The organism is Actinosynnema sp. (assembly GCF_052038725.1).
Window position 1 is genome coordinate 1 of record NZ_JBQGCX010000841.1, and the last position, 3,121, is coordinate 3,121.

At 74.4% G+C, this 3,121-nt stretch carries 4 protein-coding genes; all 4 read left to right on the forward strand.

What is annotated here, in order from left to right:
* Positions 1–27: 27 nt before the first annotated feature.
* The gene (fabI, locus tag ACTUAL_RS17255) at positions 28–795 is read left to right on the forward strand and encodes an enoyl-ACP reductase FabI (RefSeq protein ID WP_096492714.1); all 768 of its coding nucleotides are present in this window, start codon (positions 28–30) and stop codon (positions 793–795) included.
* Positions 796–890: 95 nt separating this feature from the next.
* Positions 891–1,925, forward strand: coding sequence for a ferrochelatase (locus ACTUAL_RS17260; RefSeq protein ID WP_440900989.1), 1,035 nt, complete (start codon positions 891–893; stop codon positions 1,923–1,925).
* Positions 1,922–2,500 carry a YcxB family protein gene (locus tag ACTUAL_RS17265; RefSeq protein WP_440900990.1) on the forward strand — a complete coding sequence of 193 codons (579 nt, stop codon included), beginning with the start codon at positions 1,922–1,924 and terminating at the stop codon, positions 2,498–2,500. Before ACTUAL_RS17260 ends, ACTUAL_RS17265 begins: the two co-directional genes overlap by 4 nt.
* 33 nt (positions 2,501–2,533) lie before the next feature.
* Positions 2,534–3,121 (forward strand): hypothetical protein (locus ACTUAL_RS17270; RefSeq protein WP_440900991.1); only part of this gene is annotated, 588 nt, incomplete at its 3' end.

The window sequence follows — 3,121 nt, forward strand, 5'->3', positions numbered from 1 at the left end:
CAACCCCGAACGACGGAGGAACATCTCGTGTCCGGACTGCTTGAGGGCAAGCGCCTGCTGATCACCGGTGTGATCACCGACGCCTCGATCGCCTTCCACGTGGCGAGGGTCGCCCAGGAGCAGGGCGCCCAGGTCGTGCTCACCGGCTTCGGCCGGATGAGCCTGGTCGAGCGCATCGCCAAGCGCCTGCCCACCCCCGCCCCCGTGGTCGAGCTCGACGTGCAGAACCAGGAGCACCTGGACACGCTGGCCGACCGGGTCCGCGAGCACGTCGACGGCCTCGACGGCGTCGTCCACGCCATCGGCTTCGCCCCCCAGTCCTGCCTCGGCGCGCCCTTCATGGACGCCCCGTGGGAGGACGTGTCGACCGCCATGCACGTGTCGGCGTACTCGTACAAGGCGCTGGCCGCCGCGGCGCTGCCGCTGCTCGGGCCGGGCTCGTCGATCGTCGGCCTGGACTTCGACGCCCGCCAGGCGTGGCCCGCCTACAACTGGATGGGCGCCGCGAAGGCCGCCTTCGAGTCGATCAACCGCTACATGGCGCGCGACCTCGGCCCCAAGGGCATCCGGGTCAACCTGGTCTCCGCCGGTCCGGTCCGCACGATGGCCGCCAAGTCGATCCCCGGCTTCGGCGAGCTGGAGAGCATGTGGGCCGACCGCGCGCCGCTGGGCTGGGACGTGGACGACCCGACGCCGGTCGCCAAGTCGGTCTGCGGCCTGCTGTCCGACTGGTTCCCCGCCACCACCGGCTCGATGGTGTTCGTCGACGGCGGCGTGCACTTCCTCGGCCTGTGACGCCGCGCGCCCACGCCCTGTAGCGCTCCTCACAACCGGGTCGGACACCCCGACCCGGTTGTGCGGGCGGTCAGGGGTGGCGCGAGGATGGGCCGGTGAGCTATGACGCGCTGCTGTGGCTGTCCTTCGGCGGCCCGGAGGGACCGGCCGACGTCCGCCCGTTCCTGGAGAACGTGACCCGAGGCCGGGGCGTGCCGCCCGAGCGGCTGGACGAGGTCGAGAAGCACTACCTGCACTTCGGCGGCGTCTCCCCGATCAACGAGCTGAACCGGTCCGCGATCGCGGCCGTCGAGCCGCTGCTGGAGATGCCGATCTACTTCGGCAACCGCAACTGGCACCCCATGGTCGAGGACACCCTCGCGGAGATGAAGGCCGCGGGCGTCAAGCGCGCCCTGGTCTTCCCCACCAGCGCGTACGGCGGCTACTCCGCGTGCCGCCAGTACGACGAGGACATCCTGCGGGCCCGCACCGCCGTGGGCGAGGGCGCCCCCGAGCTGGTGAAGCTGCGCCAGTTCTTCGACCACCCGCTGTTCGTCGACTCCTTCGCCGACGCGGTCCGCGCCGCCGCCGAGGGCCTGACCGAGTACCGGCTGGTGTTCCCCGCCCACTCGATCCCGCTCGCCGCCGACAAGGCCGCCGGTCCGCCCGAGGAGGGCGGCGGCCGGTACTCGCGGCAGGTCGCCGAGGCCGCCCGCCTGGTCGCGGACAAGCTCGGCGTGGCCGACTACGACGTGGTGTGGCAGTCCCGCTCCGGGCCGCCGCAGATCCCGTGGCTGGAGCCCGACATCGTGGACCACGTCGAGGAGCTCTCGGGCAAGGGCGTTCCCGCCGTCGTGGTGTGCCCGATCGGGTTCGTCAGCGACCACCTGGAGGTGGTCTGGGACCTGGACACGGAGGCCCGCGAGAAGGCCGAGGAGCTCGGCATGGGCTTCGCCCGCGCCGCCACGCCCAACGGCGACCCGCGCTTCGCGCAGCTGGTGGCCGAGCTGGTGGCCGAGCACACCTCGGGCGCGCAGCCGCGCAAGCTGTCGGACTTCACGTCCGCCGGGTGCACGGTGAACGGCGAGTTCTGCGCGCCGATGTGCTGCGAGCCCGCCAGGCGTCCGCAGCGGCCCCAGACCTCGTCGTGACGGGGGAGGGGGCCGAGGGCGGGCCCGACGAGGGCCCGCCCGCCGCGGCTGTCCCGTCCGGTGCCGCTGTCCCGCCCGCCGCGGCTGTCCCGTCCGCTGTCCGCGGCGTCGACTTCGCCTGGACCCCGCACCCGTCGGACTGGCGGGCCGCGCTGCGCACCGCCGTGCCCCTGTACCGCTGGGTGCCGTGGTTCGCCGCCGCGTTCGCGGTGTTCGGGTTCGTGGTGCTGGTGATCGGCCTGACCGTGCCCGGTGTCGCGGCGCTCGTGCTGGCGGCGCTGATGGCCGCGATGGTGCCGGTGACCACCTGGGTGAGCTTCCACAACCACCCCATCGCGGCCAAGGCGGTCACCGGCAGCGCGGACGACCACTCGCTGCGGATGGCCGTGAGCGGGGCGGCGCGCAGCGAGGTGGACTGGGCGCGGCTGCCCGGTTGGGCTGAGACCGGGCGCACGTTCGTGCTGCGCACGCCCGAGTCCGGGATGTACGCGGTCCCGCACCGGGCGTTCGGCTCCGGTGACGGGGTGGAGAAGTTCCGGGCACTGCTGGCCGAACACGTCGGCCCGGCTGCCTGAAACCGGGCGGGCACCCGCGTATCTTTGGCGGTCGTGTCCTGTGCGAGTGCGACGCTGGTGGTCTGGACGTCCGGGTGGCTGCACGGAGCGGCTGCGGCCGACGACGTCCTCGACGCCCTGGGCAGGTGGGGCGGGCTGCACGAGGTCGCGGCCCACGACGACGGCACCGCCACGGCCCTGGACCTGCCCGGTCCCGGTGAGCCGCCGGTGGGGCCCGCCCTGCTGCTCGCGGCGCTGAGGCGGGCGTCGGCGACGTCGGTGCGGCTGGTGCTGCCCGTCCCCGGCGACGCGCGCGGCCTCGGCGGGCGGGGTCCGCTCAGCCAGGCGGCGCTGCGGGGCGGCGAGGCGGCGGTGCTGCCCGAGCTGGGGGTCGGCCTGGTGCCCGAGCGGGTGGCGGACGGGGTGGTCAGGTGGACGGCGTACGACCTGCCGACCACCACCCCGCCCGTGCTCGGCCCGCTCGGCGCGGCCGACCACGGCCTCGCCGACGCGCGGCGCCCCGCGACGACCTCGCTGGTGACCCTGGACGTGGCGCGGAACCGGCCGAACGTGCGCGAGGAGATCGCGGCGCTGGTGGCCGAGAGCAGCGCCCAGGAGTGGCCCGCCGGGATGCCGCCGATG